This is a genomic window from Streptomyces spongiae (assembly GCF_009377185.1).
In the GTDB taxonomy this organism is placed as follows: Bacteria; Actinomycetota; Actinomycetes; order Streptomycetales; family Streptomycetaceae; genus Streptomyces; species Streptomyces spongiae.
Map to the genome: position 1 here is coordinate 1 of NZ_VJZC01000926.1, position 2,508 is coordinate 2,508.

Here is a 2,508-nt window from a genome sequence, read left to right on the forward strand (position 1 = left end):
GTGGTGTGCGGGTGGCGGAACCGCGGCGGGCGGCACGGCGCGCTACAGCAGATCGCGCAGGGCCCGGTCCCGGACCATGAGGGCGGCTCGCTTGTCGGGCAGGTCGAGCTCGGTGGAGAACCGGAAGCCGGCACTCAGGAACGCGGAGACGGAGGGGGCGTTGCGAAGGTCCGGTTCCGCGATGACGCGTGCGCACGAGGGCCGCTTCTCCAGGACGAGGTCGGCCAGGGCTCGGAGCAGGGCCGAGCCCAGACCCCGCCCGCGGTCGGCGACACCGCCGATGACCAGGTGGACGCCGGTGTCGTGCGGGCGGGCGGGGTAGTGGCGGGCCAGGGGGTCGAGATCCGCGCGGTAGACCTCCCAGTAGCTCATCGGTGTGCCGTCCAGCAGACCGAGACACGGAACGCTGCGTCCGTCTCCGTGCAGTTGGCGGCGCAGGTGTCCCTCGGTCACGGACTGTGGGCCCGCGAGTCTCCAGAAGGCGGCCACGGCGGGGTCGTTCATCCAGCGGCTGATCAGCGGGAGATCCCGCTCGACGCGTACGGGGCGGAGGTGCAGGACGCCTGCCGGGGTGGTGGTCGGTCCCCAGTCGGCAAGGTGGTCGAGCAGGTCGTCGGTGGTTGCGTCACCGGCTTCTGGCTCGTCGGCTGGTGCCTCGTCGGCCGATGTCTCACCGGCCGTGGGGTCGCCGGCGTCCGCCAGGAGCGCGAGGAACTCGTCGGGCAGGCGCAGGTCCAGGGTTTCCTCGGTGTCCTGCGCCGTAGCGGTGTCCTGCGCCGTGGCGGTGTCCTGCGCCGTGGCGGACGCCTTGCGCGAAGCGGTGTGGTCGGTGCTCGCATCGGTGGGAGGCACGGCGACGCTCCTCTCAGGAGACGGGGTGGGTCATGGTCCTCAAGTGCGGAGGGGGTTGGCGACGGTGACGTAGACGGACTGGGTGTCGACCGGGCCGACGAGTTCGTCGAGGCCGTGCAGCCGGGTCAGCAGGTTGGCTTTGCAGCGCAGGACCGGTGAGTCGAGGAGCAGGGCGGGCAGGGAGGTGCGCAGCCGGTCGGGTCCGGTGGCCGCACCGGCCAGGAAACTGCGGAAGGCGGCCAGCAGCAGCCGTTCGTCGGCGAGGTGTTGGGAGCCGAAGGCGCCGATGAGCCCGAACACGTTGTTGATGGCGAGGTAGTACGCGAAGCGTTCGTCGGTGACCTCGTCGGAGACGAACGTGTCGCTGTGCTCACCGATGCCGGGCAGCCGTGCGTCGAGCTCCGCACGGCGGGACTCGCGGAAGTAGTAGCCCTGGTTGTCGCGGTAGCGGCCGCCCCTGGGCCAGCCCTCGCGGTCCAGCAGGAGCAGGGTGTTCTGCTGGTGGGCCTCCAGGGCGATACCGGCCTCGCTGTCGAGCCACAGCACGGGGCGCACGACCTGCTCCAAGTAGCGAAGGAACCACTCGGCTGCGACGGCTCGGCGGGGGCGGCCGGTGCGTTCGGCGAGGCGGGTGATGACCTCGCCGAGCCTGGACCGGGGGCAAGGGCCGGTCGGAGACGGCCGTGGGGAGACCAGGCCGGCGATGCAGGACACGTCGTCCGCCGGGTCGAACGGGTTGTGCCGGATCACCACGTCCAGGCCGGGCACGGGGTGGCCGTCCGGTCCGGTGACCGCGAGCCAGGCCGGGTCGCGGACGATGTCGAAGCCCGGGTGGGCCTCCTGCCACTGCCTGCCCAGTCCCGTACGGAGGAGCCGGTGGACCTCGACCCCGCGGTGGAGTTCCTTGCGGAGGTTCTCGCGGCGGGAGTTGGTGATGCGAAGGCCCAGCGACAGCTTGAGCATCGCGGGGGCGCCGGAGCGGTAGACGGTGCGCACGGAGGAGGTGGGGTGCCAGGGAGAGCCGAACCGGCCGAGGTGCTGAAGGAGCCCGGCATCCAGCAGGGCCGCGGTGTCCGGGCGGTGCGCGATCTCGCGCAGCTGCCAGGGGTGCACGGGCAGGGCGGCATGGCCTTCGGGCAGGGGCAGCCCGGAGCCGGCCAGCCGTGCGGTCAGCTGCCCGGCGGGGACGAGTCGGCCGTTCTCCGTCCATGCCGAGTCGGCCGCCAGGACAGATGGGGCCACTGCGATCCAGTGCAACGGGAACGAGCCGCGCGACTCCGGTGAGTAGAACCGCGTCTCCGCTTCGGAGAGCCCTTCGCGGCTCTTGGGGGTGGGGTGCAGGGGGTGGCCGAGTACGAGTGCCTGTTCCGCCGTGAGGAAGAGATCGGGACCGTCGGTGGGGTGCTCGCGCCGGTCGCTGATGAACACAGCGGTGCGCCGGAGCGAGTCGGTGACCCGGCCGACGAGGTCGGCCCCGTCCCGGCCCTCGGCACCGGCCTCTCGGGCCAGCAGGGCCGCGACCGTCACCGCGCCGACCGGCGGCGCGGTGTCCGGGGTGCCGGCCAGTCGGGGAGGACCGAAGCGGTGCCAGCCCGTGGGCGACCAGTAGAGGACAGGAGCGAGGAGAGCCGTGCCGGTGGTGGGAAGGGGGATGCG

At 72.4% G+C, this 2,508-nt stretch carries 2 protein-coding genes; both read right to left on the reverse strand.

Translation table 11 applies throughout. The annotated features are described in order from the left end of the window. Positions 1-42 precede the first annotated feature (42 nt). Positions 43-852: a GNAT family N-acetyltransferase gene (locus tag FNH08_RS48760; RefSeq protein WP_407704606.1), complete on the reverse strand. Its 810-nt coding sequence runs from the start codon at positions 850-852 to the stop codon at positions 43-45. 39 nt (positions 853-891) lie between these two features. After that, a partial coding sequence (locus FNH08_RS48765; protein WP_152778334.1) for an IucA/IucC family protein occupies positions 892-2,508 on the reverse strand: 1,617 nt, incomplete at its 5' end.